The following is a 25,445-nucleotide window of genomic DNA, read 5'->3' on the forward strand; positions in this document are numbered from 1 at the left end:
GCCATTTTGTTCAGTTCCATAACCCACAAGCTGTACGGGTTATGGACGCTGTAAACGGCCTGCGTATTATCAAGCCCCAAAAGCCCACTCGCGAGGGATGTCACCAAGGCCGTGAACCGAACAACGAGAGGCTAAAAGTGGCGGTTTGTGACCCGAATCACTGCCCCGTGTAAGCGTAGAGGGTGTTTTCTTTTAATTCTGTATGTTAACCACATGATAACAAAACGTTATCCGATAGATGGCGGTAAAACACTGTGCTAGGATGATTAATCACCACCTCTGGCACCAACGCCAACTTGAAAAGGATATGACCATGCCTTTGAATAATAAAAATATTTTTGTAGCTCTCGCCGCTGCCTTATTTGCAGTCAGCAGTTACGCGGCTGCGCCGAAATCCGTGGCGATCCTCTCTATCGTTGACCATCCGGCATTGGATGCCACCCGTGATGGGGTGATTGATGAGCTAAAGGCTGCGGGGTATGACAAGGATAAGGTCAAGATCCAGTTCCAAAGCGCGCAGGGAAATACGGCCACCGCTGGGCAGATTGCACGTAAATTTATCGGTGACAAGCCCGATGCGATAGTGGCGATCTCAACACCTGCGGCCCAGTCCGTGGTGGCGGCTACCAAGACCATTCCGGTGGTGTTCACTACGGTAACCGATCCGGTGGCGGCCAAGCTGGTGAGTAGCTGGCAGCCGAGCGGCACCAACGTTACCGGCGTTTCAGACAGCGTAGCCATCGGCCCCCAGGTCGATCTGATCTTGAAGGTTAAGCCCGATGCCAAACGAGTCGGCATGGTCTTCAGCCCAGGGGAAGTCAACTCGACGGTGGTGGTCAAAGAGCTGAAAGAGGAATTAACCAAGCGTGGGATGACGTTGGTTGAGGTTCCTGCCGCACGTACCATCGACGTAGCCCCAGCGGCGAAAAGCCTGGTAGGCAAAGTCGATGTGATCTACACCAATACCGATAACAACGTTATCTCCACTTACGAGTCGCTGGTTGGCATTGCCAATCAGGCTAAAATCCCGTTGATCGCCGGTGACAATAGCGTTGCCAAACGTGGTGCGGCTGCGGCGTTGGGGATGAGCTATTACGATCTGGGCCGTCAGACCGGTAAAATTGTTGTCCGCCTGTTAGAGGGTGAGAAGCCCGGCACTATCGCACCTGAGGTAGGTAACAAGCTCAGCCTGAGCGTCAACCCTGCCGCTGCCCAGAAGCAGGGCGTCACTCTGCCTGCTGAACTGGTGCAATCAGCACAAGAAGTCATCAAATAACGATCTGCGTTGAATGATGGTTTACATCGGGTGTAAATGGCCTGCCGCAGGTGGCAGGCCAAGATGTTTATGAGGTACGCATGTCGTTAATTTCCCTGATGGGCGCTTTGGAGATCGGCCTGATCTTTGCGCTGGTCGCGTTGGGCGTATTGATCTCCTTTCGCTTACTCAATTTTCCCGATCTGACGGCCGATGGCAGCTTCCCTTTAGGGGGGGCAGTAGCCGCGGTGATGATTGTCAGCGGTTATAACCCTTGGCTGGCGTGTTTACTGGCGGCTATCGCGGGTGCCGGTGCTGGCTGTTTGACGGCCTGGCTGCACGTGCGGCTCGGTATTTTGCAACTGCTAGCCAGCATTTTGGTGATGATTGCCCTGTATTCCATCAACCTGCGCATTATGGGGGCACCAAACCTGGCCCTGATCGGCTTACCTAGCGTTTTCACTCCCTTCATCAGTCAGGTTGAGGACAACGCCTGGCTCATCCAGCCGCTATTGCTGCTGGTGGTGGTGGTGGTCGTCAAACTGGCACTCGACGCGTTCTTGACCTCCGAGGTGGGCCTTGCGCTGCGGGCTACTGGAGCGAATCCGCGCATGGCACGTGCTCAGGGGATTGCGACCAGTCGGTTGACGGTGATCGGCATGGCGGTGTCCAATGCGCTGATAGCGCTGGCGGGGGCACTGTATGTACAGACTCAGGGGGGCGCCGACATCTCCATGGGGATCGGCACCATCGTGGTTGGGCTGGCGGCGGTGATCATCGGTGAGACGCTGTTGCCTGCCCGTAGCCTGTTCCTGATTACTATGGCGACCCTGTTAGGGGCATTGCTGTACCGCCTGATGATCGCTCTGGCCTTGAATGCAGACTTTATCGGCTTGCAGGCGCAGGATCTGAATCTGATCACCGCGCTACTGGTTACGTTGGCGCTGGTCCTGCCGAAGTTGAAACAAAAATTGAAAAGCAAGCGGGGGAGGCAGCCATCATGATGCGTGCCGAGCAGCTGTTTAAAACCTTTAACCCTGGAACCCCGCTGGAGAACCCGGTATTACGTGGCCTGTCGTTGAACATCGAGGCAGGGCAGTTTGTGACGGTCATTGGCAGTAATGGGGCAGGGAAGTCTACCTTGCTCAATGCGGTCAGCGGTGATATTACCCCCGATCGCGGCCAAGTGTTTATTGGCGAACAGGACGTTACCCTGATGCCCGCCTGGCGCCGTGCCGGTATGGTCGCCCGTGTGTTCCAGGATCCGCTGGCGGGAACCTGTGAAGGGCTGAGCATTGAGGAGAATCTGGCACTGGCTCTGCAGCGCGGCCAAACCCGAGGATTTCAGCGTGCCGTCAAGAGCAAACAGCGGCAGCTGTTCCGTGACAAGCTGGCCACGTTGGAACTGGGGCTGGAGAATCGTTTAGGGGATCACATGGGCCTGCTGTCTGGTGGGCAGCGTCAGGCGGTCAGCCTGCTGATGGCGTCGCTACAGCCTTCTCGTCTGCTCTTGCTGGATGAACATACCGCCGCGCTCGATCCTAAAACGGCGGCCTTTGTGCTGGCACTAACCGACCGTATTGTCGCCGAGCAGCAATTGACCGTACTCATGGTGACGCACTCCATGCGCCAGGCGCTGGATCATGGCCATCGAACCGTGATGTTGCACCAGGGGCGGGTGGTGCTGGATGTTGTCGGTGAGCAGCGGGCCAACATGCAGGTCACCGATCTGCTGGCGATGTTTGAGAAAACACGTGGTGAAAAGCTGGATGATGATGGGCTACTGCTGAGCTGAGGTTGCTCACTTTGTTGGGGCGCGGCATGCTGCGCCCACGCAGCTGAATAAAACAGCAAAAACAACGGTTTTGGCATAACCTGAGAGCAATTGGTTATTTGCCTGGGTTCCCTGTCCGTGCTGAGATTGTCGCCTGATAAAAAAGTCAAACAAGGCGATGACCATGTCTACAGGGAAAACGCTGCTCGCGCTGGCGCTGAGCACACTCTTACCGGCAAGCGCTGCTATCGCGGCAGCTAACGATACGCTGATTTATTGCTCCGAGGCGTCACCGGAGTCGTTCAACCCGCAGATTGCCAGTTCTGGCCCAACGTTTGTTGCCAGCTCGCAGGTGCTGTATAACCGCTTAATCAATTTCGATCCGGTTAACAACACGCCAACGCCTTCATTGGCAACCGAATGGAAGATTTCTCCGGATGGTAAAACCTACACCTTTACCCTGCGCCAAGGGGTGAAATTCAACAGCAACAAAAACTTCAAGCCGACCCGCGATTTTAATGCTGACGACGTAGTGTTTTCGGTGTTACGCCAGAAAGATCCAAATCACCCCTACCACAAGGTATCGCAGGGTAATTACGAATATTTCCACGACGTAGGTCTGGATACGCTGATTAAGGAAGTGAAAAAGCTGGACGATTACCACGTTCAGTTCGTTCTGAGCGAGCCGAACGCCGCGTTTCTGGCCGACTGGGGGATGGACTTTGCGTCGATCCTTTCCGCCGAATACGCCGATGCGATGCTGAAAAAAGGCACGCCAGAATATGTGGATACCTGGCCAATCGGCACCGGCCCTTACGTCTTGCAGCAGTATAAAGTCGATTCACTGATCCGCTATGCTGCCAACCCCAATTACTGGGATGGTGAGGTGCCGACCAAGCATCTGATCTTCTCCATAACGCCGAACGTACAGACGCGCCTGGCGAAACTCCAGACCAACGAGTGCCAGATTATCCCCGCACCGGCTCCGGTACAGTTTGATGAAATCAATAAAAACCAAGATCTGACCCTGCATAAGGTAGATGCGCTGAACGTCGGTTACCTGGCGTTTAACACTGAGAAAAAGCCGTTGGATAACGTGCTGGTGCGCCAAGCCCTAAACTATGCCACTGATAAAAAGGCGATAGTTAACGCGGTGTTTTTAGGTTCGGCCACGGTGGCGAAATCGCCGCTGCCGCCAAATATGCTGGGTTTTGATAAAGACCTGCAGGATTACGGCTACGATCCACAAAAAGCCAAGGCGTTGCTGAAACAGGCCGGGTTGGAAAAAGGCTTTGAGATCACGTTGTGGTCGATGCCGGTTCAGCGCCCGTATAACCCGAACTCCAAGCGTATTGCAGAGATGCTGCAAAGCGATTGGGAAAAGGTCGGCGTGAAGGCGAAGATCGTCTCTTACGAGTGGGGGGAATATCTTGCCGGTATGCGTAAGGGCGAGCATGACACCGCGCTGTTTGGCTGGATGTCCGATAATGGCGATCCGGATAACTTTGCCGAGGTGCTGCTGGGCTGCAACAGTATCAAAACCGGCTCGAATGCCGCGCACTGGTGCGATAAAACCTATGATGGGCTGGTACAGCAGGCCAGGTTGACTAGCGTCCCTGCCGAACGTGCGAAACTCTATGGCCAGGCGCAGGAAATCTTCTACCAGCAGGCTCCGTGGATTGCGCTGGCGAATGGTAAGACTTTTTATGCCACACGCAGCAATGTCAGTGGTTATAGCGTCAGCTTGATGGGCAGTGATTTCTCCAAAGCCAAACTGAATTAACCGCAGGCCAGATTGAAAACGGGGGGCTGCAACGGCGCCCCCAGAACACAATGAGACGGTTGAGGTTATTTAGGCTGCCGAACAACTCTAACTCTGGAGCCAGCAAGTACGGCGGCCAACACCATAAACAGATGCCCTTCGGCGGAATCCAGCAGGAACGAGTTGAACAGGTGGCAGGCCAGATAACTGCCGAGCACGGCAACCAACAGGTTGCGGCAGGCTGTTGGTTGCTGCCAGGCCGCTCGGAAGCAGCACCACATCCAGCCCAAAAACAGCGCCAACCCCAGCAAGCCATTTTGTACCGTTTCCAGCAGGTACTCATTGTGCGGGTTATGCACGCCGTAACCGGTCTGCGCGTTGCCATACCAGAAGCTCCCGGCCCCATTCCCCAGCAGCGGGGCCTGTTTTATCAGGCGTAGTGATTCGCGGGCAAAGGCGGTGCGTTGCCCCATCGAATTGTCGCAAGCTTGATAGGCCTGGTCTGCCGGGGCCAATACGCAGTTGCGCACCTCCGCAAGGCCGAGCGTCAGGCGCTCCGTCGCTCTATTGGGGATAAAAATCTGCATAATGGCCAGCAGCAAGCCACAGGCTAGTACCCCCAACCGCTGCCAGCGGGGCAGCGTCAGCAGCAACCAAAGCCCCACGCCGACCAATAGCGCCACATAGCCGGTGCGCCCCTGTACCATCAGCAGCACGTTCGCCGTTGCCAGTAGAACCCATGCCCCATAACACCAGCGCAGCACGCCTGATTGCCCAAAAGCACGGGTTAGCCATATCAACGCAGCAAACGCCATAAACACGTTCTGGGTTATCTGCAGTTTAAACACCGTTGGATTCTGCGGATCGAGGCCACCCAGCGTCACATGCCCGACCCCCGAAGCCAGGCTGATCGCCAGTATCACGGCATTGGCGAGCAGAAAACCGCTGATAAAGCGGGTGATAAGCCTGGAGTCGCTGAGAAAGAACAACGCCAAGGGCAATACATACAACAGCTTTTGATACTTGCCGACCATCTTCGGGCCGTATTCGTGGTGCAGGGTCAATAGCGAGGCGGCCAGTAGTGCAAACATCAATGCGGGCAGCCACACCAGCGGTTGTTTGAGCAAAGGTATCAACTGGCGAAATTCACGCTGCCACAGCAGACATATCGCCGCCAACACCAGCGAAGCATTCATCAGCGCATTGGACGTCGGTAGGGACGCACCGAGCAAAAACGCCGTAAAGCCAAACAGCCGAAGGCGGGCAGGGGAGAGTAACGATACAGAACACGGTTCGGTGGATGACATGAAGTGGCTCAAATCAGGGTTAATTAAACACGGTGTCATTCACCGTGCGGGAAGTTGGTATTTCCAGGCAGGTAAGCTGGCGGTTTATGGCTCGGATAACCTCATTGACGGGAATAGCGTCCAGATAACGTTCCGGGGTAGCGGTGTCCACCTCGTCGGGTTGCGGTAATGAGCGGTAGTTGCCTGCCCATAACAGGATGTGCTGAGCCTGCCAGGGGGACCACTGTTGCAGATTGCTGGGGCCGAACAGCACGACGGAAGGCGTCTGCAAGGCGGCGGCCATATGCATTGCTACCGAATCCACACCGATAAACAGCTTCGCCCGATCGATCAAGACGGCAAGTTCTGGCAGGTCCAGGCGACCGGCCAGATTGACCACCCGTTGTGGCATGGAACAGTGGGCCAGAATGGCGGCTATCATGGCGATCTCATCGGCAGAACGCCCGCAGGTCAGCACCACGGTTTCTCCGCTGGCGGTGAGATAGTCGATAATCCGTGTGAATCCCGCCACCGACCAGGTTTTGAACGCCCAGCGCGCGGTAGGCTGGATCAGCACGAAATCCGTCAGGTGATGATGTTGGCTGAGGCGGTCGATCTCATCGACATCGCGCTGCCGGTAAGCCTGGGTGACCTTTGTCACCAAGGTCGGTAATGCCAGCGGGGCCAGAATAGCGAGGTTATTGAGCACGGTGTGCCGTTGGTCATGCCCGTCCACTGGCACCAACAACGAATGGCAAGCACGCCACAGCCGGTTATTACGCTTGGGGTAAGCAAACCCCAGGCTGAACGTCGGTTTGAGAAAGCGGCAATACAACGCAGCCCGCCACTGGTCGGACAGATTAATCACCAGGTCGTAGTGTCCAGTGTTGAGGCTGTTCCACAGGGCTTGCTCACCGCGATACTGTGCCTTGCAGCCCTGCCGTTTTAGGCTTCGATCGACGGTATAGGTCAGATAGACATCCCGATTACCTGCCAGCATCGCCTCGGTGCCGTCATACACCAGCACGTCAATCAGGGCGTTGGGGTAATTGGCGCGCAGCGTACTGAGCAACGGAGTAGTTAGCAGGACGTCACCAAAGTGACGCAGCTTGATAACCAGGATGCGCTGTACCCGTTCGCGGTGCAGTAATCGGTTGGGCAAGCGGCGATCGGGTAACCCGGCTTTGCCAGCACTCATCACGAACGTCATATTTTGCTGATGTATCCCAGAGATCGATAATCTGCCGTGCGGACCTTTTCATCTGTCATCTTCACTTTTCCTGTTTATTGAAAGCCCGTTATTTCGACGCTTGTGGCCGACGTGTTATGCATGGGGTTCAAGATGCAGCAAGCCTCACGACACCCAAGGCGATCTTATAGGTGGCGGAAAGACAAAGATAATTGGTTGTACAGATCAATACGATCAGACCGATCGTTGAAAACGATCAATCCTTGACAAAGTAAGGGGGTATTGTGTGGGCTTGTCAGTCACGGGATAACTTGTCTATTAGGAATTTTAGTATGGCAGCCATTGGCAGAAGTGTAGGGATGAATAGCGGGTGGTGAGAGATGCGTGGAAAGCCGAACCTCGTCCCTGAGGTTCGGCTTTTACAGATTAGCCCGCAGCGGCCTCGCGTAGGCGCTGTTTAATCTTGCTGTACTCCTGCTGAACATAGTGTTCTGCCTGCGCTTGATCCTTAATCGGCTCAATCTGCACGGCGCAGTATTTGTATTCCGGCGTTTTGGTTATCGGGCTGAGGTTTTCCGCCACCAGCTCGTTACAGGCACCGATCCACCATTGGTAGGTCATGTAGATCGCACCCCGGTTAGGGCGTTCGCTGACGTTGGCACGGGTAATGACCTTGCCCTGACGTGAACGTACCCACACCAATGCCTGATCCTCAATCCCCAACCGTGCGGCGTCTTCCGAGTTGACTTGCACATAGCCCGGTTCATCGGCCAACGCGACCAGTGCCTTACAATTGCCGGTCATCGAACGGCAGGAGTAATGGCCCACTTCGCGTACCGTCGACAGCACGAACGGGAACTCATCGCTGAGCTGATCGATCGGCGGAGCCCACTCACAGGTAAAGAACTCCGCTTTGCCACCGGGCCGAGAGAATTCACCGCCTTCGTACAGATAAGGCGTACCCGGGTGATCCAACGTTGGGCAAGGCCACTGAATGTAGGCCAGGTCCGCCATTTTCTCGTAGGTAGCGCCGTAATAGATCGGGCACAGCTCGCGCAGTTCGTCCCAGATTTCCTGCGTATTATTGTAGTGCATCGGATAACCCATGGCTGTCGACATCAGGCTGATGATTTGCCAGTCCGTCTTCACATCGCCCACCGGCTCCACTGCTTTATAGAAGCGTTGGAAGCCGCGGTCTGCCGCGGTATACACCCCTTCATGCTCGCCCCAGGAGGTTGCCGGGAAAATAACGTCGGCAATCGCGGCGGTTTTGGTCATGAAGATATCCTGCACGATCAGCAGATCCAGCTTCTCAAAGGTTCTACGGATGGTGGCCAAATCCGGCTCCGTTTGCAGCGGATCTTCCCCCATGATGTAGTGCGCTTTGAGTTTGCCATGGTCGATATTGTGCGGTACTTCGCTCAACGCATAGCCGATCTCGGCGGGCATTGCGTCGATCCCCCAAGCGTTGGCAAACCTTTCCCGCGCCTCGGCATCCGTTACCTGGAAATAGCCGGGCAGGGTGTTAGGCAACGCGCCCATATCACAGGCACCCTGAACGTTGTTCTGTCCGCGTACCGGGTTGACCCCGACGTTCGGCTTGCCCAGGTTACCGGTCAGCATCGCCAGGCTGGTCAGCGCACGCACGGTTTCCACGCCCTGATAGAACTGGGTGACGCCCATGCCCCACAGGATGGTGGCCGTTGGCGCGCTGGCATACATGCGTGCCGTTTCACGGATCTGCTGGGCATTGAGACCCGTGGTTTTTTCAACCGACTCCGGTGGGTAGCCCGCCACGATGGCGCGATACTCATCGAACTGCTCGGTATGCTGTTCAACAAACGTCTGATCGTACAGATTCTCCTCAATCATCACATGAGCGAGTGCGTTGATCAGGGCGATGTTGGAACCGTTTTTCAACGGCAAATGGATATCCGCAATACGCGCCGTTTCGATATAGCGTGGATCGCAAACAATGACCTTGGCTCCTTTCTCCTTCGCCTTGAGAATGCGGCGGGCGACAATAGGATGCGAGTCCGCAGCGTTATAGCCGAAGACAAAAATACACTGGGTATCCTCAATCTCGCAGATGGAGTTACTCATGGCGCCGTTACCGACCGATCGCTGCAGACCTGCAACCGAGGGGCCGTGTCAGACGCGTGCGCAACAGTCGATATTGTTGGTACCGACGGTGGCGCGAGCAAATTTCTGCATCACATAGTTGGCTTCGTTACCGGGCCCGCGCGAGGAGCCGGTCGTCATAATCGCATTCGGGCCGTATTTCTCTTTAACGGCCAGCAGGCGCGAACTGGCGAACTCAATGGCCTCTTCCCAAGACACTGATTCCAGTTTGCCACCCCGTTCCCGGCGGATCATCGGCGTTTTCAGCCGTGGCGTCAGGATCTTGGTATCGTGAACGAAATCCCAGCCGTAATACCCTTTCAGGCATAGCTCGCCCTGATTGGTCACGCCGTTAGCGCCTTCGGCCTTAACGATCCTGCCGTTGTCGACTATCAGGTTGATTTTGCAACCTGAAGCGCAATAAGGGCAGACCGTGATGACTGTTTTCATCTCCTGCACTCCTTGTTAAACCTGTTCGACATTGCTCAACACGCCACTGGACTAGAAAATCTCCCCGGTGACGAAAAATGTGTCTCACTTATTTGAAGCATAAATTGTGCCACGCTGACTTGATGTGGATTAATGACTGGCATTTATTGTCATCATTCACCCCCCAAGCTTTCGTGCTGCGGTATTAGGCGCTGCTATTCAGAGCCGCTCAAAGCTTTCCCCCGTATCCCATATTGATAACCGTTGATAAATCACCCGTACCGCCTGCGTCACTTTCTCCGTCATCGGGAAATAAAACATCACCACGTCCGGCTGAACGCCGAGAAATATCACTTCCTCAATATCCTCACGTAGCTGATCGATCAGGAAATTGAGTGGCATATTGTGGGTGCTCATAAAGAACATCTCGGCAATATCGTCAGGATTGACGATGCGGATCTCGCCGGGTGCCAATTCCATATCGGTGGCATCGACAATCACCAGCCGGTTGGGCTTAAGATCGCGGATCTGATGGGTCACGTTTTCCGGTGTGGAGCCGCCGTTAACGGCGATCCAGCCCTTGATCGGCGTTTCGGCCATCATCTCGGCCAGCAAGGGCCCGGCACCGTCGTCACCCATCATGCTATTGCCTACGGTAAGTACCACATTCATGGGTTCGTCACCTTCTTCACAATCAGATAGATAGCAGGCTCCCGCTCAATCTCGGCGAGCAAGCCGAGCAGCTTGCTACTCCATTCGCTAAAGGGCGCCGGTTGGCTATCAATCAACGGGGCCAGGGCATTGGCCAGCAGACTGGTGTGGGTGGAGTCGATGGTGATTTCGCCGAAGGTCAGCAGGCCACGCATCTTGCGTTGGGCCTCACCCTCCGGGAACTGCTCAACCCAGGTTTGATATTGCGGCAATGGGCAGCTCAGCTCGGTATTCAGGCAGTCAATCACCCCTACGTGGTGGCCAATCGCCAGCGAGTAATACATCACCTGCTGCGCCTGGGCAGGCATGTCGTCATCGCTATCAAGGAACTTCTGGCGTAATGACCAGAACACCGCCTTACCTTCATTTTGCATGGGTAAGCTCCTGTTGCAGGCAGTCAACCAGGCAAGCGACAATCTCGCGCAGGCGAGGATCGCTTTCCTGTTGCAACCATTCCTCCAGGCGCAACGTGGCCGCATCCATGCTGGCACCGGCCAACAGGGAGAGGAAACGGTCACTGATGATGCGGCCTTGGTAGTAGCCCGCCAGACGGCGTGCCTCGCGTTCAATCAGGACGCGGGTATGCAGTGGGATGCCTGGCAGCAGCAATGCAGCCTTTTCGTCTACCTGCTCAAGGTGGTTTTCTCCCTTCAGCTTTTGCTCCAGTAGGCCCAGGGCCACGGCAAAGCCGTAGATCGTAGCGGCAGGCGTCGGTGGGCAGCCGGGGATCCACACGTCAATCGGCACGATCGACTCGCTGCCGCCCCAGACGCAGTACAGATCGTGGAAAATCCCGCCGCCGCAGCCGCAGGCCCCGTAAGAGATACAGATTTTTGGATCGGGGGCTGATTCGTAAGCTCTGAGCGCGGGCACGCGCATGGCTCGGGTGACCGCGCCGGTAAACAGCAGAATATCGGCATGGCGCGGTGAGGGGACTACCTTGATACCAAAGCGCTCGGCATCAAATACCGGCGTGATAGCGGAGAAGATCTCGATCTCACAGCCGTTACAGCCGCCGCAGTCCACGCGATACACATAGGCCGAGCGTTTGATATCCTTCAGCAGCTTGCTCTTGAGTTTGGCGGTCTGTTCATCAACGGTGATCGGCGTGCTGCGGTGATGATTAACCTTGATATCGGGCATCGTCATATTATTTCGCTCCCGTCGGCTGGCTCAGTTTCATCGGCCGATGCTGACTCAAAGTCTGTTTACGCTTGCAGGCGGGGCAGGTTTCGAACTGGGGCCGTAAGGCCTCAATGCTGTCTGCCCCCATGCCCGCGTGGGCCAGCAACGCCAGGGCGTAATTCACCGATTTGGTTGGCGTAAAGGGCTGCTGGCAACTGCGGCAGTTGAGCAGGGTAAAGGTGGCGCGGATATACAGATCGGGCTTGTGCATCACCGCCATTTCAAACTGTTCCGACAGCCTGATTGCCCGCGTCGGGCAAACCTCTTCACAGCGTGCGCAGAAGATGCAACGGCCAATGAACAACTGCCAGACGCGCTCGCCGCTGGCTTCATGGGTTTCCATGGTTAACGCATTCGCCGGGCAGGCCACGGTGCAGGCGCCGCAGGCGATACACTGCTCAGGATCGTACTCTGGCTTGCCACGAAAACCCGGGCACACCTCTAGCGGCTTAAACGGGTATTTCACCGTGACTTCACCGGCTTTCAGGATGGTTTTAAACAGTTTCAGCATGATCCCTCCCTCACTTGCACGGTGAATTGGTGCGTTCGATCCCGTAACGTTCAATCTCCTTGTACGGCACGGTCTTCGCCTTACGCTTGTTGATATCGATCAGCGTGACGCGGTCGGTACAGGAGTAGCAGGGATCCAGGCTGCCGATAATCAGCGGGGCATCGGAAACCGTATTGCCGCGCAGCATATAACGCAGCACCGGCCAGTTGGCGTAGGTGGCCGCCCGGCAGCGCCAGCGGAACAGCTTCTGGTTATCCCCCAGCATGCTCCAGTGGATATCTTCACCGCGCGGGGCTTCGGCATAGCCCAAGGCAAACTTGTGCGGCTGATAGCGGAAACCTTCGGTGAGTAGCGGGCCGCCCGGCAGGTTATCCAGGCCGTATTCGATCATCGCCAGCGAATCCAGCACTTCCTGCACCCGCACCATTACGCGCGAATACACGTCGCAGCCGTCGAAGGTGAACAGCGTTTTCGGCAATGAACCGTAGTTGGCATAAGGGTGGTCAAAGCGCATATCGCGCTTGAAGCCGCTGGCGCGGATCATCGGCCCCACCGGGCTGTAGTCGCGGGCAATCTGCCGATCCAACAGGCCAATGCCTTTGGTGCGCTGCTCTATATTTGGCGTGCCGAGCAGCATCTCTACCAGTTGCGTCACGTCGGCGCGCATCTCATGGATCAGCTTGATGGTTTTCACCCTCTGTTCTTTCAGGATGTCGCGGCGCACGCCACCGATCAGGTTGAGCCCATAGGTTTTACGCGATCCGGTTAACAGCTCCGCCATGGTCATCGACTTTTCACGCACGCGGAAGAACTGCATAAAGCCGGTATCAAAGCCGACAAAGTGGCTCGATAGCCCAATGTTCAGCAGGTGGCTGTGCAGCCGTTCGACCTCCAGCAGAATGCTGCGGATGGCATGGGCGCGGGGCGGCACATAGATCCCCAACGCATTTTCCACCGAGGTGGTGTACGCCACGCTGTGGGTAAAGCCGCAGATCCCGCAGACCCGGTCGGACAGGAAGGTGACCTCCTGATAGCCCATACGGGTTTCGGCCAGCTTCTCCATGCCACGATGCACGTAGAACAGCCGGTAGTCGGCATCGACAATGCGCTCGCCGTCAACAAACAGGCGAAAATGCCCTGGCTCATCGGAGGTAATGTGCATCGGCCCGATCGGCACCACGCGCGATTCACCGGTGGCCGCATTTTCAAACGGGTAGGTTTCCACGTTAGTGGTTGGCTCGGGGCGCTGGCGGTAATCCATGGTGTCTTTACGCAGCGGGTAAAGATCGTCTGGCCAGTCGTCCGGCAATACCAGGCGGCGTTCGTCCGGGAGCCCCACCGGGATTAAACCGTACATATCACGGATTTCACGCTCGCCCCACACGGCGGCGGGAACGCGTGGAGTAACCGACGGGAACTCCAGCGTAATGGCGCTAACCTGAGCCTTGACGGTGATAAAACACTTTTCCCCTTCCTCCATCGACAGCACGTAGTAGACGGCGAAATCCCCGGTCAAAGTACGTTCGTCATTGCCAAACAGCACCGGCAGCCATCCGCCTAACTGGTAATAGAGGTATTCCACGATCTCGGGTAACGAATTCAGCTTGACCGTGATGGTGACCTGGTTGGCGGTTTGCCACTCGGCATCCAGCAATGCGGAGGGGAACTTCTCGCGCACTTTGGCCAGGTAGCCTTTGCCGAGTTTTTCGTCGTTGTTGAGGGTCAATACGTGGGTTTCGTAGCTCACTTTACTTCTCCTGCCTGAGGTTCGGCCGCAGAGGAATGATTCTGAACGGCCCATGGCCAGCTCAATGGCTGGGCATGAGTGCCAGGCTTGTTGTTCATCACGATGTGGACCGCGTTTTCCAGCAGTCGGCTGACCGGTTGAGGGATATGGGTGCCCATCACCAGCATCAATACCAGCAGGATCAGCATCGGTAAGGTTGTCAGTATTCCCAGTTCGCCTTTGTTGACCTCTTCTGGTTTTGCGCCGAACAGCACGCTGGCCACCATGCGGACTAACCCGGCTAATACCACCGTCAGCAGCAGCAACAAGACGATGGTCAACGTAATATGGCCAGCCGCCAGCCCGGCGGTGACCGTCATAAACTCACTGAGGAAAATGTTGAACGGCGGCATACCGCCCAGCGCCAGGGCTCCCCCTGCCAGCAACACAGCGCTGAACGGCATGCATTTCAGCATCCCTTTCGCCACGGTAATATCGCGGGTGCCATACTTCAGCAGCACGTTGCCAGACCCGCAGAACAGCAGGGTTTTTGCCAGGCTGTGGTTCAGGGTATGCAGCAGAGCCGCCAGAATACCCAGCGGGCCACCGATGCCGATCGCCACGGCGATCAGCCCCATGTTCTCCACGCTGGAGTAGGCCAGCAGCCGCTTGATATCGCGCTGCACCAGAATAAAGAAGGCCGCCACTGCGACAGAAAGGAAGCCAAACACCATCAACAGAGTGCCGGTAAAGTCATGGCCCAGGGTGGTGCTGATAATGATGTAGTAACGGATGATGATCAGCAGCGCGCAGTTGAGCAGTACGGCAGAGAGCAGGGCGCTGGTGGGGCTTGGTGCCTCACTGTGGGCGTCCGGCAGCCAGGCGTGCATCGGGAACAGCCCGGTTTTGGTGCCAAAACCAATCAGGATAAACACGAACGCCAGATGCATCAGCATCGGATCCAACTGCGTAGCGTGCTTGAGCACTTCCGTCCAGAAGATGGCGTCGTTGGGATCGGGCATAAAGCTGGCCGCGTTGGCGTACACCAGAATGGTGCCGAACAGCCCGAAGGCCACCCCGACGGTGCAGATAATGATGTACTTCCAGGCTGCCTCCAGCGAGGAGCTCTGCCCGTACAACCCCACCAGAAACGCCGAACTGAGCGTGGTGGCTTCGATGGCCGCCCACATCAGGATCAGGTTATTGCTGGTGATCACCAACAGCATGGTGAACAGGAACAGGTGGAAGAAGCCGTAGTAGTGACACAGCGTCGCTACCGAAATCTCGCCTTCATCAACCTCATGGCGCATATAGCCAATGGAGTAAAGTCCGGTAAGGCAGCCGATGATACCGAGGATCGCCAGGAATAGGGCGCTCAGGCTATCCAGATGCAGCCAGCGTCCGGCAGCCAGAATATCGCCTTGCTGGTACACCTGCATCACCACCCATAGGGAAATCGCCAGCAGCAGCATGATAGCGACAAAGTGCAACAGCGTGACGCAGACCCGCGCAGCATTTCCCAGCAATCGACAGGCAAAGGTCAGCAGCGAGAAGGCCAGCGGCGTCAGCAGTAATAGAAACAGCATGGTGGTATTACTCATCATCTCACCCCTTCAACGCCGTCAGTTGTTCAACATTCAGCGTGTTGAGCGTGCGATAGATTTTGCGCGCCAGCACGGCCATCACGATCACCGCAAAAATGGCATCGGTGGCGATACCAATCTCCACCAGCTCCGGCGCGCGATTCGCCAGCAGCGCCAGCGTCAGGTGCGAACCGTTTTCCATCAGGCAGTAGCCAAACACCTGCTTGAGGATGTTGCGCTGGGTGACGATACACAGCAGACCGAGCATAAAATGCCCCAGCGATACCGCCAGCGCCGGTTTCAGCGAGGCCAGCAGCGGCACCTGCACCGGCTCCACCACAAACCAGCACAGCAGTACAATCACCGCCGCGGCCAGCATCAGCATCACCGGACCGATCAGGCTGCCGTTCGCCGAGGGATCGTCCATTTTGCGAAAGGCATAGGCCATGATCACCGGCACCAGCACCACCTTGGTGATAAAGGCGCTGATCGCCCACAGAGTGAGCTGGTGGGCGCCCAGGGTTTGCCCCAGCGTAAAGAAAATCAGCACCAATAGCAGCGACTGCAAGGCATAGAGCCAGCACGAGGCCACGGGCCGTTTGGCGCCAATTACCAGCAGCGAGGTGACCATCATCAGCCCCGCGAGGTTATTGACGATAAGTGAACCAGTCATAATCAACTCCCTTATCCAAGCCAGGCGACGGCAATCACGCTGGAACCTACCGACATCGCGATCAGAATCACTAACACCACGCTCATCACCAGCGGCAGCGGAGCGGCCTGTGCCACCTCATCACTGGGTTTGCCGGGAATAACGCGCCCAAACCAATAGATGAACCAGGCAAAGCTGGCGACCGATTCGATCAGCACCAGCACCATCAGCGGCGTCATCAGCCAGAACTCGTGCGACAGTGCAAAACCAGCGGCAAAAATTGGGAACTTGCTGAAGAAGCCGTTAAACGGCGGCACCCCGGTGATCGCCAACGCGGCTACACAGAACCCGACGCCCAGCAGCGGCATCTTGTTCATCACGCCCTGCAAGCGCGGCAGCATCCGGGTACCGCAGCTGTAGCTAAGCGCCCCTGCCACCAGGAAGAACAGGCTCTTGGCAAACGCGTGGTTAAAGATGTAGGCCACGCCGCCAAGAAAGGCGGTTTTGGAACCGAAGATGGAGATGGATAACGCCAGGAAGATATAGGAGAGCTGGGTGATGGTGGACCACGCCAGCAGACGCTTCATATCCTTTTGCGGTAGGTACATCAGGAAACCGTAAATCAGGGTGATAGTCGCCATGACGATGCCGACCCAGCCGATAATATGCGGCACCGTATCCGCAGACAGGATGGCGCGGGCATAGATGTAGACGCCCACCTTCACCATCGAAGCCGCGTGCAGATAGGCGCTCACCGGAGTAGGGGCTTCCATGGCATCGGGTAGCCAGGCCTGCAACGGAAGCTGGGCCGATTTCCCCCAGGCTGCAAACAGGATGCCGCCAAACACGACCAGACTGGCCGTACCGTTGAGCTGCGCAATCGCGCTCAGGGCGAAGGTGCCGGTATTGAGGAACAACGTCGCTGCCGCCAGGTATAAGCCGATCGAGGCAATATGGGTGATCAGCAGGGCTTTCATGGCCGAGCGCTGTGCCTTCGGCGTCTGGTAGTAGCTAATCAACCCCCAGGAACAGCCGCCGGTGATCTCGAAGAACAGCAATTGTCCCAGAATGGTGGAGGACATCACCAGCCCGGCCATCGCCCCGATAAAGATCAGCAGGAAAGCGTAATAGCGGTTGCTGCCCTCATGGGGATGTTCGCGGTTGGCCGTGATGAGGTAACCGGTGGAATACAGGCTGACCAGCAGGCCAAGAAACACCACCGCGAAGACAATCAGCGTGCTGATGCGGTCGATGATAAAACCGAACAGCGCCACGTTGCCGTATTGCAACAGGGTGATGGTGGTATCCGCCTTGCCATGGGCCAGGAATAACCAACCGATGATCACCGTACCCAGCGTGGCCAGCAGCGCAAACAGGGTACAGATCCACTTGGCCATCCGTTGCGGCACGCAGGCCGTCAGCAGCGCGCCGATAAACGGCAGCAGCAGCGTGGCGAGGGCGGTATATTGCAAACAGAGCGTATTTTCCATAATGGGTTTCCTGGCGGCTACAGACCGGTTAGGTAAAAGACAAAGGCCAGCGCCGCTACGCCAAAACCGAGCCAGGTAACGTGATGCGTCAACAAGAACCGCCCACGCGCCAAGGTATTTTCAAAAATGGAGGCGATGACAAACACCGCCAGCAGCTTGGCCAGCATGATGACTGTCGCCAGCGCCAGCGCAGGCACCGTCAGTTCCGCCGCCTTGCCAAAGGGAATAAACACCGCCAGGAACAGCTCGGCCACCACCACCTGCTTGAGACCGATCCCCCATTTCACCAACGCCAGGCCAGAGCCGGAGTATTCGGTCAGCGGCCCTTCCTGAAGTTCCTGTTCCGCCTCCGCTACATCGAAGGGGATTTTGCCCATTTCAATAAACGCGGCGAAACCGCAGGCCAGCATGGCCAGCAGGGTAGCCGTCGGGGAACTCCAACCTTCGGTCAGGGTGGCGCTGATGGTGCCAATATTGGTGGACCCGGCAATCAGGGCCACCACCAGCAACGCCAGGATCAGCGTAGGTTCCACCAATACGCCCAGCGTCAGTTCGCGGCTGGCCCCGATCCCGGCAAACGGGCTACCGGTATCCAGACCAGACAGCGAGAAGAAGAAGCGGAACAGTGCGAACAGATAGAGCAGGGTGATCAAGTCCCCCGCACCGGCAAACGGCGACGTCCGCGTGAAGATGGGCAGCGTCATCGCCACCAGCAACATGCTGCTCAGCAACACATAAGGCATCACGCGGAAGATGGCGCCCGACTGTGCCGGAGCCACCTCCTGGCGTTTGAACAGCTTGCCCATATCGCGGTAGTCCTGCCAAATGCCGGGGCCACGGCGCGAGTGCATCCGGGCGCGGATTTGGCGGGAGATCCCGGTGAACAGCGGCGCGAGCGCCAGCATTATCAGCGCCTGCATCAGCGCGAAGAGTCCCATCATTAACGACGGTGTTTCCTGCATCGACATGCTATTTCCCCTTAAACCGCGACAAGCAACAGCAGGATCACCAAGGCGATCACCACATACAGGCAATAGAAGCGGAAGTCGCCGCTCTGCATGCCCTGCAACCGCACACCCAGACGTTGAGAGGCCCTGACCAGCGGATTGATGATCCAGTCATCCCAGAACGGTTCGGCACGGGTTGCCCCTGCGGTGGTCTGTTCCAGTGCCCGCGACAATGCAGGCGTTGGATCGAGCTGCTTGCGCAGACGGTACAGCGAAGCAAACATGGCGCGCAGTGGTTGGGTAAAGCCCCCAGCAGACACCGCCATCGCCTGCTCCCAGTTATAGCCACAGGCCCACGGGTCGCCACGGCGGCGGAAGCTGGACTGATTGCTTTTCAGCAGCAGATACACCGCCAATGGGATCAGCGGCAGAGCGAGCAGCAGGATAAAGGTCAACGCCGGTGACAGCATGGCCTGGCTGGCCAGTTGCGGCACCAGCATTGAACCTTGCACGACGGTGAGGTCATGAGTGCCAACCAGCGTCATGGCAACCTGCGCCAGAATGGGGGCAACCACGCTGGCCCCTACGCCGAGCAGTACGCACAGCAGGGCCAGCAACAGCATGGAGACTGTCATCTGCCATGGCACTTCGCGAGCCTGCGCCGCTTTTTCACTGCGCGGCCCGCCGCAGAAGCTGACGCCGTAGACCTTGACGAAGCACATCGCCGCCAGCGCCCCGGTGATCGCCAGCATCACCATGGCAATCGGGCCGCTGAGGCGCATCACAACGTTGCCGTCGTGGCTCATGGAGAATAGCGATTGGTAGGTGTACCACTCGCTGATAAAACCGTTCAGCGGCGGCAGGGCGGAGATCGACATACAGCCGATCAGGAACGCCAGCCCGGTCAGCGGCATCAGCTTCGCCAGACCCCCCATCTGTTCCATATCGCGGGTATGCACGCGCCAAATCACGGCACCGGCCCCCAGGAACAGCAAGCCTTTAAACACCGCATGGTTGAGCAGGTGATACAGCGCGCCGAGCAGGCCCAGCGCAGCCATTATCGGATGTCCGCTAGCCATGCCGACCATTGCCACGCCAACGCCCATTAAAATGATGCCGATGTTCTCTACCGTGTGCCAGGCCAGCAGGCGTTTGATATCGTGCTCGGCCAATGCATACAGCACACCCAACACCGCAGACACCGCGCCGAAGGCCAGCACCACGATGCCCCACCACATTTCGGTGGCACCCAGTAGATCGATCCCGACCTTGATGATGCCGAAGATGCCGATTTTCACCATCACGCCAGACATCAGCGCAGAAGCATGAGAAGGGGCTGCCGGGTGGGCACGCGGTAGCCAGCTGTGCAGCGGCAGCATCCCCGCCTTGGCCCCAAAGCCAAAGAAAGCCAGCAGGAAAACGACCGATGCCATCCAAGGGGAAAGCGACAGCGAACGGAAGGAGTCAAAGTCCAGGCTGCCGCTCTGCCGCCACATCAGGAAGAAGGCGATCATGATCAGCACCGATCCGGCATGGGCGATAAAGAAGTACAGCAAACCGGCGCTGATGGATTCGTCATCCTGATCGGCGATCACCAGGAACCAGGAGGCCAGTGACATCATTTCGAACAGAATGATGAAGTAGAAGGCGTTATCCATCACCACCAGCCCGACCATCGAGGCGATAAACAGGTTCATAAAGAACCCCATGCTCGCGGCGCCTTTACCGCGATATTCCTGCACATAGGCGATGGAATACAACGCGCAAACGGTGACCAGCAGCGAAATCACCACCAGCATGAAAGCCGCCAGCGAGTCCATGCGCACCACAAAAGCGGCAAACGAGAACAGGCCAGGGGTGGAGAAGGAGAGGGTATGCCCGCTTAACAGGACGGGAACGGCGCTGCATAGTCCTAACAGGCCACCGAGCATCGCGCTGATCCCCGCCAGCAAAATGGCAAGGTGCTCCCGGCGAAACAGCAGCAGCGACAGCACGCCACCGGCGACATAAATCACCAAAGCCCAAAGCAGTAGAGTGAGAGAGTCCATGTTTATTTCTGCCCCCTGACGAGAGAAGGAGAGGATGGCCAGCCGATCGCGACCTGGCCGGCTCGCGCCAAACGCCGGGCCTGCGCTTCCTGCTCAAGCTGCTGTTCATCGACGATATGCAAGGCATTGGTTGGGCAGATGCGTACGCATTCAGGCCCATCGGCGAGGAACGCGCAGAGATCGCACTTCACCGCCACCGTTTTAATCCCGGCATTCCAGGACAGATAGGGCGATTGGCTTGCGGGACTGGTTGGCACGTCGGGCAACAGTTCTGCCGGGACATACTGTTCAAACATCGACGGGATATTGACCGGCCCACTGCCCGCAGGCGTGATTGCACCGAACGGGCAGGCCAGGCCACACAGCTTGCAGCCAATGCACAGGGTCTCGTTCAGCTCGATGGCGTGCTCGCCGTGCGTGATGGCATTGACCGGGCAAACGCGCGCGCAAGGGGCGTCTTCACATTGGCGGCAAAGCATCGGTGCCGTTTGCTCTCCGACGCGCGTCACCGTCAGTCTGGGATGCGACTGTAGCCCTTGCGCCTTATGCACCTCGGTGCAGGCGGCCATGCAGGTGTTGCAGCCGATACAGTGCTGAGGCTCCGCAATAACAAAGCGGTTCATGGCCGTTCCTCCAACAGAAAGCGATTCACGCTCACATTGCCAACGACAGTGGGGTGAGTGCGGCGCGGCGGCGTTTTTCCGCATTCATTTTTTGCAGCAGCTGTTGGTCTACGCAGTGCAGCGCATCGGTGGGGCAAAACTCCATACAGGCCGGGCCGTTGGCTCGTCCGGAGCAGAGATCGCACTTGTGCGCTTCCGCTTTCTCGGCGGCGGGGAACATCAAGGCATTGCCATGGTGGGCTACCGGGCGGGTGATCACTTCCATCACCCCATACGGGCAAGCCATGACGCAGGCTTTACAGCCGATGCAGCGTTCCTGCGTGACCTTGACCATGCCGTCGCTCTGGCTGATGGCCCCGTTGGGGCAAACGCTGGCGCAGGGGGCATCATCACACTGACGACACAGCACCACGGTGCTGATATTGCCGCCTTTCAGCAGATGCAGGCGAGGCGTGAAGTTGGCGGCATCCAGCGCCGAGACATCCTGGTTTTGGCTATGTGCCACTACGCAGGCGATCTCACAAGTGCGGCAGCCGATGCATTTTTGCGGATCGGCCATGATAAACCTGTTCATCAGTCACTCCTGGTTACCTTCCATCGTTAAACCCCAGGCGGCGAGCCTTTGAGTCTGTGCTGCCGTTAGCTATACATAAAACGTGCCAAACGTAATAAATATATATAAAACAAATGGTTGTGTTTTTATTGGCCGCATATGAACGGCTGATTGGCATAAACGACGACGCGGGAGGGGATATTCGTCACATTCAGCCCGGGTTGGCGTCGTCACTTCGTCATTTTTGTCGAAATCGATAGCAAAAATGACGGTTTGGCCCTCACCCCAGCCCTCTCCCACAGGGAGAGGGAGCTGATAGCCCCTACTCTGTTGGGAGAAGGGCTGTCATATCAGCAACCTCGATCGCTCCCTTTAGCAAAGGTGAGTCAGCCGGTGTTTATGAAGGATCACTATACTTTCAGCCCAACTCGATCGGTCCCCTCTCCCACAGGGAGAGGGGGCTGATAGTCCCTACTCTGTTGGGAGAAGGGCTGTCATATCAGCAACCTCGATCGCCCCCTTTAGCAAAGGTGAGTCAGCCGGTGTTTATGAAGGATCACTATACTTTCAGCCCAATTCGATCGGTCCCCTCTCCTTGGGGAGAGGGCCATGGGATCACCTTGGCACCGTAATTGCACTAGCTGAAGCTTCGGCCATTCATCGCCGAACAACGGAGGACAGATGCATGAAATAACCCTGTGCCATCATGCGATGGAAATCATGCAGCAACACGCCCGGCAAAATCATGCCCGGCGTATTACCGCCGTCTGGTTTGAGATTGGCGCATTTTCCTGCGTGGAGGCGGAGTCCCTACGGTTCTGCTTCGACATGGTTTGTCGCGGCACCTTGGCCGAAGGCTGTGAGTTACATCTGCTCGAACAACAGGCCCAGTGCTGGTGTCACGACTGCCGGGCGGAGATGCAACTGCTGGTTCCCCAGGTGTTGATCTGCCCGCAATGCGGCGGGCGCAACCTACGGGTGCAGGCGGATGACGGCTTGCAACTCAAGCGCCTGGAAATTGAATAACCAAGAGGAAAAAGCATGTGTATAGGCATTCCCGGTAAGGTTGTGGCGCTGGACGAAAACCAACCCCAGCACGCCTGGGTCGACGTCTGCGGTGTGCAACGAGAAGTGAATATTGCCCTGGTGTGTCAGGACGATGAAGCGCCAGAAGCGCTAATCGGTAGCTGGGTGCTGATCCATGTAGGCTTTGCCATGAGCCGCCTGGATGAGCACGAAGCACAGGAAACCTTGTCGGCGCTGCAAGCTATGGGAGAAGTGGAGCAGGACGTCGCGCTGTTCCTGGCAGGCGAAGGTGACCAGGAACGGCGATAAATTGTGCTATCCCCGGCAAATGATATTCCTGTTGCGGTGTTTTGTTGATCCGGTCGGGAGAAATTACCATTAACAAACCTTACTCTTTGTGAGGATGTTCGCTGGCAATAATCTTCGTGACTCAGACAAGTGATAAACCATGTCGACTGTACGCTTAGAACAACAAGACCTGCTCGAAATTACCCGCATGCTGCTCGGGCAGCATAATTTCATCGATCTGTTACTGCAATTGCGTCAGGTGTTGCGGCGCTTGCAACTGGCCGACAGCGTCGCGTTGGTGCTATTTGATCCTCATAGCGAACGGGTGAGTTTTCACGGGCTGGATCACGCCCAGCAGCCGGTAAACTATCAGGACGAAACGCTGCTGGCGAATGGCCCGGTGAGCCGCTTCCAACACAGCTCGTTACCCCAACGCTGGCAGGCCGATGAGCTGCACGATCGCTATCCGCAAATCCGCGCCCTGAAGTTGCATCCGCCCTTCAACCAATACTGTTTGATGCCGCTACATGCGGGCGGTCGGCCGCTCGGTGGCTGTGAATTACTGCGTAGCGGAAACGAGCCGTTCAGCGATGCCAGCCTGGTGCAGTTGCAAACGCTGATGGAGCTGGTGGCGCTGGCCACGCAGCAGATTGTTTTGCTGGAAAACGCGCAAGGGCTACAGCACCAACTGCGTCATGAGCTGGATGACTATCGCATCTTGGTGGATGTCACCAATGCGGTGCTGTCAAAGCTGGATCTGGATGACGTAATGGGGGAGATCTCGGAAAAAATTCACCACTTTTTCAACAGTGACGCCATCAGCATCGTGTTACGCAGTGATCACGCCGAGCAGCTCACCATCTACTCTACCCACTATCTGAACAATAACGTCGCCGAACGCCAGCAGTACAACGTGGCGCTGGCAGGCACCTTAACCGAACGGGTGATGAGCAGCGGCGAAATGCTGCTGTTGAACCTGAAAAATGCCGAGCAGCTTTCCGGCTATGAACGTCGGCTGTTTGATATATCACAGGGCAGGATCGAGGCATTGTGCGTATTGCCACTGATATTCGGCCAAAAGAAGCTGGGCGTGCTGAAGCTGGCGCAATGCCAGGCGGATGGCTTCAACGCGGCCAACTTGCGGGTGCTGCAACAGATTGCAGAACGTATTGCTATCGCGGTGGATAACGCGCTGGCCTGCCAGGAGATCAACCGGCTTAAAGAGAGTCTGGTGCATGAGAACCTGTATCTGACCGAGCAGATCAACGTCAATCATCCCGATCTGAGCGAGATTGTTGGGCGCAGCGCGGGGATGTCTTCGGTACTCAAACAGGTCGAAATCGTGGCTAAAAGCGACTGTTCGGTGCTGATCCTCGGGGAAACGGGCACCGGCAAGGAGCTGATAGCACGAGCGATCCATAACCTGAGCGAACGGCGTGACCAGCGCATGGTGAAAATGAACTGTGCGGTAATGCCTGCGGGTTTGTTGGAAAGCGACCTGTTTGGCCATGAAAAAGGCTCGTTTACCGGGGCTTCCACGCAACGCATGGGCCGCTTTGAGCTGGCGGAGAAGGGGACACTGTTCCTGGATGAAGTGGGGGAGATCCCCATTGAGCTGCAACCCAAGCTGCTGCGGGTGTTACAGGAGCGGGAGTTTGAGCGAGTCGGTGGCAACAAACCGATCTCTGTTGATATCCGTCTGATCGCCGCTACCAACCGGGATTTGCAACAGATGGTGGCCGATCGTGAGTTTCGCAGCGATCTGTTCTATCGCCTGAACGTGTTTCCTATCGTCATTCCACCGCTGCGCGAACGGCCTGAGGATATCCCCCAGTTGGTGAAGTTCCTGACCCATAAAATTGCTCGCCGCATGAAACGCACCATCGACAGTATCCCGGCGCAAACGCTGCGGTTATTAAGCCAGATGCCATGGCCAGGCAACGTGCGTGAACTGGAGAACGTGATTGAGCGGGCGGTATTGTTGACGCGTGGCTCGGTGCTCGAGCTGCCGCTACCTGAATTGCAGTATTCGCAACCCGCAGTGGTGCTCTCGGCGCCAGCCATGGAAACGGTGTCGCCGGAGGAGGATGAGCGCCAACGGGTGCTACGTGTGCTGAGAGAAACCAACGGCGTAGTCGCCGGGCCACGAGGGGCCGCACAGCGCCTTGGGCTAAAACGGACAACGCTGCTATCGCGGATGAAAAAGTGGGGGATTTCGGTGAATTGAGCGGCGTAACGTCCTGTCTTTGGTCTTTTTATTACTCCCAACTTTCCGAAGCTGTACGG

Annotated in this window: 22 protein-coding genes; 7 read left to right on the plus strand and 15 right to left on the minus strand. The window is 56.9% G+C overall.

Annotated features, from left to right (window positions below; translation table 11 throughout):
- Nucleotides 1-313: 313 nt before the first annotated feature.
- The 4 genes from ACKWMY_RS14160 (at nt 314) to ACKWMY_RS14175 (ending at nt 4,812) form a co-directional block, all read left to right on the plus strand.
- On the plus strand, nt 314-1,276 hold the full coding sequence (locus ACKWMY_RS14160) for an ABC transporter substrate-binding protein (RefSeq protein ID WP_024529675.1): 963 nt from the start codon (nt 314-316) through the stop codon (nt 1,274-1,276).
- 80 nt (nt 1,277-1,356) lie between these two features.
- Entirely contained in the window at nt 1,357-2,259 is a 903-nt protein-coding gene (locus ACKWMY_RS14165; RefSeq protein ID WP_021178435.1) for an ABC transporter permease, read from the plus strand.
- Nucleotides 2,256-3,050 (plus strand): ABC transporter ATP-binding protein, encoded by a 795-nt coding sequence (locus ACKWMY_RS14170; protein WP_024485284.1) that lies wholly within the window; start codon nt 2,256-2,258, stop codon nt 3,048-3,050. Before ACKWMY_RS14165 ends, ACKWMY_RS14170 begins: the two co-directional genes overlap by 4 nt.
- A 163-nt stretch (nt 3,051-3,213) precedes the next feature.
- The gene (locus ACKWMY_RS14175) at nt 3,214-4,812 is read left to right on the plus strand and encodes an ABC transporter substrate-binding protein (protein ID WP_409486470.1); all 1,599 of its coding nucleotides are present in this window, start codon (nt 3,214-3,216) and stop codon (nt 4,810-4,812) included.
- A 65-nt stretch (nt 4,813-4,877) separates the two neighbouring features.
- Here the strand turns inward: ACKWMY_RS14175 and ACKWMY_RS14180 are convergent, their stop codons facing one another.
- The 15 genes from ACKWMY_RS14180 to hydN form a co-directional block, all read right to left on the minus strand.
- Nucleotides 4,878-6,098, minus strand: a complete 1,221-nt coding sequence (locus ACKWMY_RS14180; protein ID WP_409486471.1) for an O-antigen ligase family protein — start codon at nt 6,096-6,098, stop codon at nt 4,878-4,880.
- A 19-nt stretch (nt 6,099-6,117) separates the two neighbouring features.
- On the minus strand, nt 6,118-7,287 hold the full coding sequence (rfaQ, locus tag ACKWMY_RS14185) for a putative lipopolysaccharide heptosyltransferase III (protein WP_372513814.1): 1,170 nt from the start codon (nt 7,285-7,287) through the stop codon (nt 6,118-6,120).
- 405 nt (nt 7,288-7,692) lie between these two features.
- On the minus strand, nt 7,693-9,837 hold the full coding sequence (gene fdhF, locus ACKWMY_RS14190; RefSeq protein ID WP_161712249.1) for a formate dehydrogenase subunit alpha: 2,145 nt from the start codon (nt 9,835-9,837) through the stop codon (nt 7,693-7,695).
- A gap of 198 nt (nt 9,838-10,035) precedes the next feature.
- Entirely contained in the window at nt 10,036-10,488 is a 453-nt protein-coding gene (gene hycI / locus ACKWMY_RS14195; protein WP_024529680.1) for a hydrogenase maturation peptidase HycI, read from the minus strand.
- Nucleotides 10,485-10,901, minus strand: coding sequence for a formate hydrogenlyase maturation HycH family protein (locus ACKWMY_RS14200; protein ID WP_024529681.1), 417 nt, complete (start codon nt 10,899-10,901; stop codon nt 10,485-10,487). Before ACKWMY_RS14200 ends, hycI begins: the two co-directional genes overlap by 4 nt.
- Complete coding sequence (locus ACKWMY_RS14205) at nt 10,891-11,676, minus strand: NADH-quinone oxidoreductase subunit B family protein (protein ID WP_024529682.1); 786 nt, start codon at nt 11,674-11,676, stop codon at nt 10,891-10,893. Before ACKWMY_RS14205 ends, ACKWMY_RS14200 begins: the two co-directional genes overlap by 11 nt.
- 1 nt (nt 11,677) lies before the next feature.
- Nucleotides 11,678-12,223 carry a hydrogenase 4 subunit H gene (gene hyfH / locus ACKWMY_RS14210; protein WP_199061795.1) on the minus strand — a complete coding sequence of 182 codons (546 nt, stop codon included), beginning with the start codon at nt 12,221-12,223 and terminating at the stop codon, nt 11,678-11,680.
- A 10-nt stretch (nt 12,224-12,233) separates the two neighbouring features.
- On the minus strand, nt 12,234-14,024 hold the full coding sequence (locus ACKWMY_RS14215) for a hydrogenase large subunit (RefSeq protein WP_173409487.1): 1,791 nt from the start codon (nt 14,022-14,024) through the stop codon (nt 12,234-12,236).
- Entirely contained in the window at nt 13,967-15,550 is a 1,584-nt protein-coding gene (locus tag ACKWMY_RS14220) for a hydrogenase 4 subunit F (RefSeq protein WP_211134855.1), read from the minus strand. Before ACKWMY_RS14220 ends, ACKWMY_RS14215 begins: the two co-directional genes overlap by 58 nt.
- Before the next feature lie 4 nt (nt 15,551-15,554).
- A complete protein-coding gene (gene hyfE, locus ACKWMY_RS14225) occupies nt 15,555-16,205 on the minus strand; it encodes a hydrogenase 4 membrane subunit (protein ID WP_024529686.1) in 651 nt (216 codons plus the stop codon).
- 11 nt (nt 16,206-16,216) lie between these two features.
- A complete protein-coding gene (locus ACKWMY_RS14230; RefSeq protein WP_409486472.1) occupies nt 16,217-17,674 on the minus strand; it encodes a hydrogenase 4 subunit D in 1,458 nt (485 codons plus the stop codon).
- A 17-nt stretch (nt 17,675-17,691) separates the two neighbouring features.
- Nucleotides 17,692-18,642, minus strand: coding sequence for a respiratory chain complex I subunit 1 family protein (locus tag ACKWMY_RS14235; RefSeq protein WP_024529688.1), 951 nt, complete (start codon nt 18,640-18,642; stop codon nt 17,692-17,694).
- 11 nt (nt 18,643-18,653) lie between these two features.
- The gene (hyfB, locus tag ACKWMY_RS14240; protein WP_409486473.1) at nt 18,654-20,669 is read right to left on the minus strand and encodes a hydrogenase 4 subunit B; all 2,016 of its coding nucleotides are present in this window, start codon (nt 20,667-20,669) and stop codon (nt 18,654-18,656) included.
- Nucleotides 20,670-20,671: 2 nt separating this feature from the next.
- A complete protein-coding gene (locus ACKWMY_RS14245) occupies nt 20,672-21,292 on the minus strand; it encodes a 4Fe-4S dicluster domain-containing protein (RefSeq protein WP_174334557.1) in 621 nt (206 codons plus the stop codon).
- 31 nt (nt 21,293-21,323) lie between these two features.
- Nucleotides 21,324-21,866, minus strand: coding sequence for an electron transport protein HydN (gene hydN, locus ACKWMY_RS14250; protein ID WP_161712243.1), 543 nt, complete (start codon nt 21,864-21,866; stop codon nt 21,324-21,326).
- A gap of 660 nt (nt 21,867-22,526) precedes the next feature.
- Between hydN and hypA the strand changes: the two genes are divergently transcribed.
- The 3 genes from hypA (at nt 22,527) to flhA (ending at nt 25,386) form a co-directional block, all read left to right on the plus strand.
- Nucleotides 22,527-22,871, plus strand: coding sequence for a hydrogenase maturation nickel metallochaperone HypA (hypA, locus tag ACKWMY_RS14255; protein WP_024529692.1), 345 nt, complete (start codon nt 22,527-22,529; stop codon nt 22,869-22,871).
- 15 nt (nt 22,872-22,886) lie between these two features.
- Complete coding sequence (gene hybG / locus ACKWMY_RS14260) at nt 22,887-23,180, plus strand: hydrogenase maturation factor HybG (protein ID WP_024529693.1); 294 nt, start codon at nt 22,887-22,889, stop codon at nt 23,178-23,180.
- Between the two features lie 139 nt (nt 23,181-23,319).
- Complete coding sequence (gene flhA, locus ACKWMY_RS14265; protein ID WP_308872968.1) at nt 23,320-25,386, plus strand: formate hydrogenlyase transcriptional activator FlhA; 2,067 nt, start codon at nt 23,320-23,322, stop codon at nt 25,384-25,386.
- The last annotated feature ends 59 nt before the right edge of the window (nt 25,387-25,445 follow it).

Source organism: Serratia sp. J2 (assembly GCF_046269175.1).
Classification (GTDB): Bacteria; Pseudomonadota; Gammaproteobacteria; order Enterobacterales; family Enterobacteriaceae; genus Chania; species Chania fonticola_C.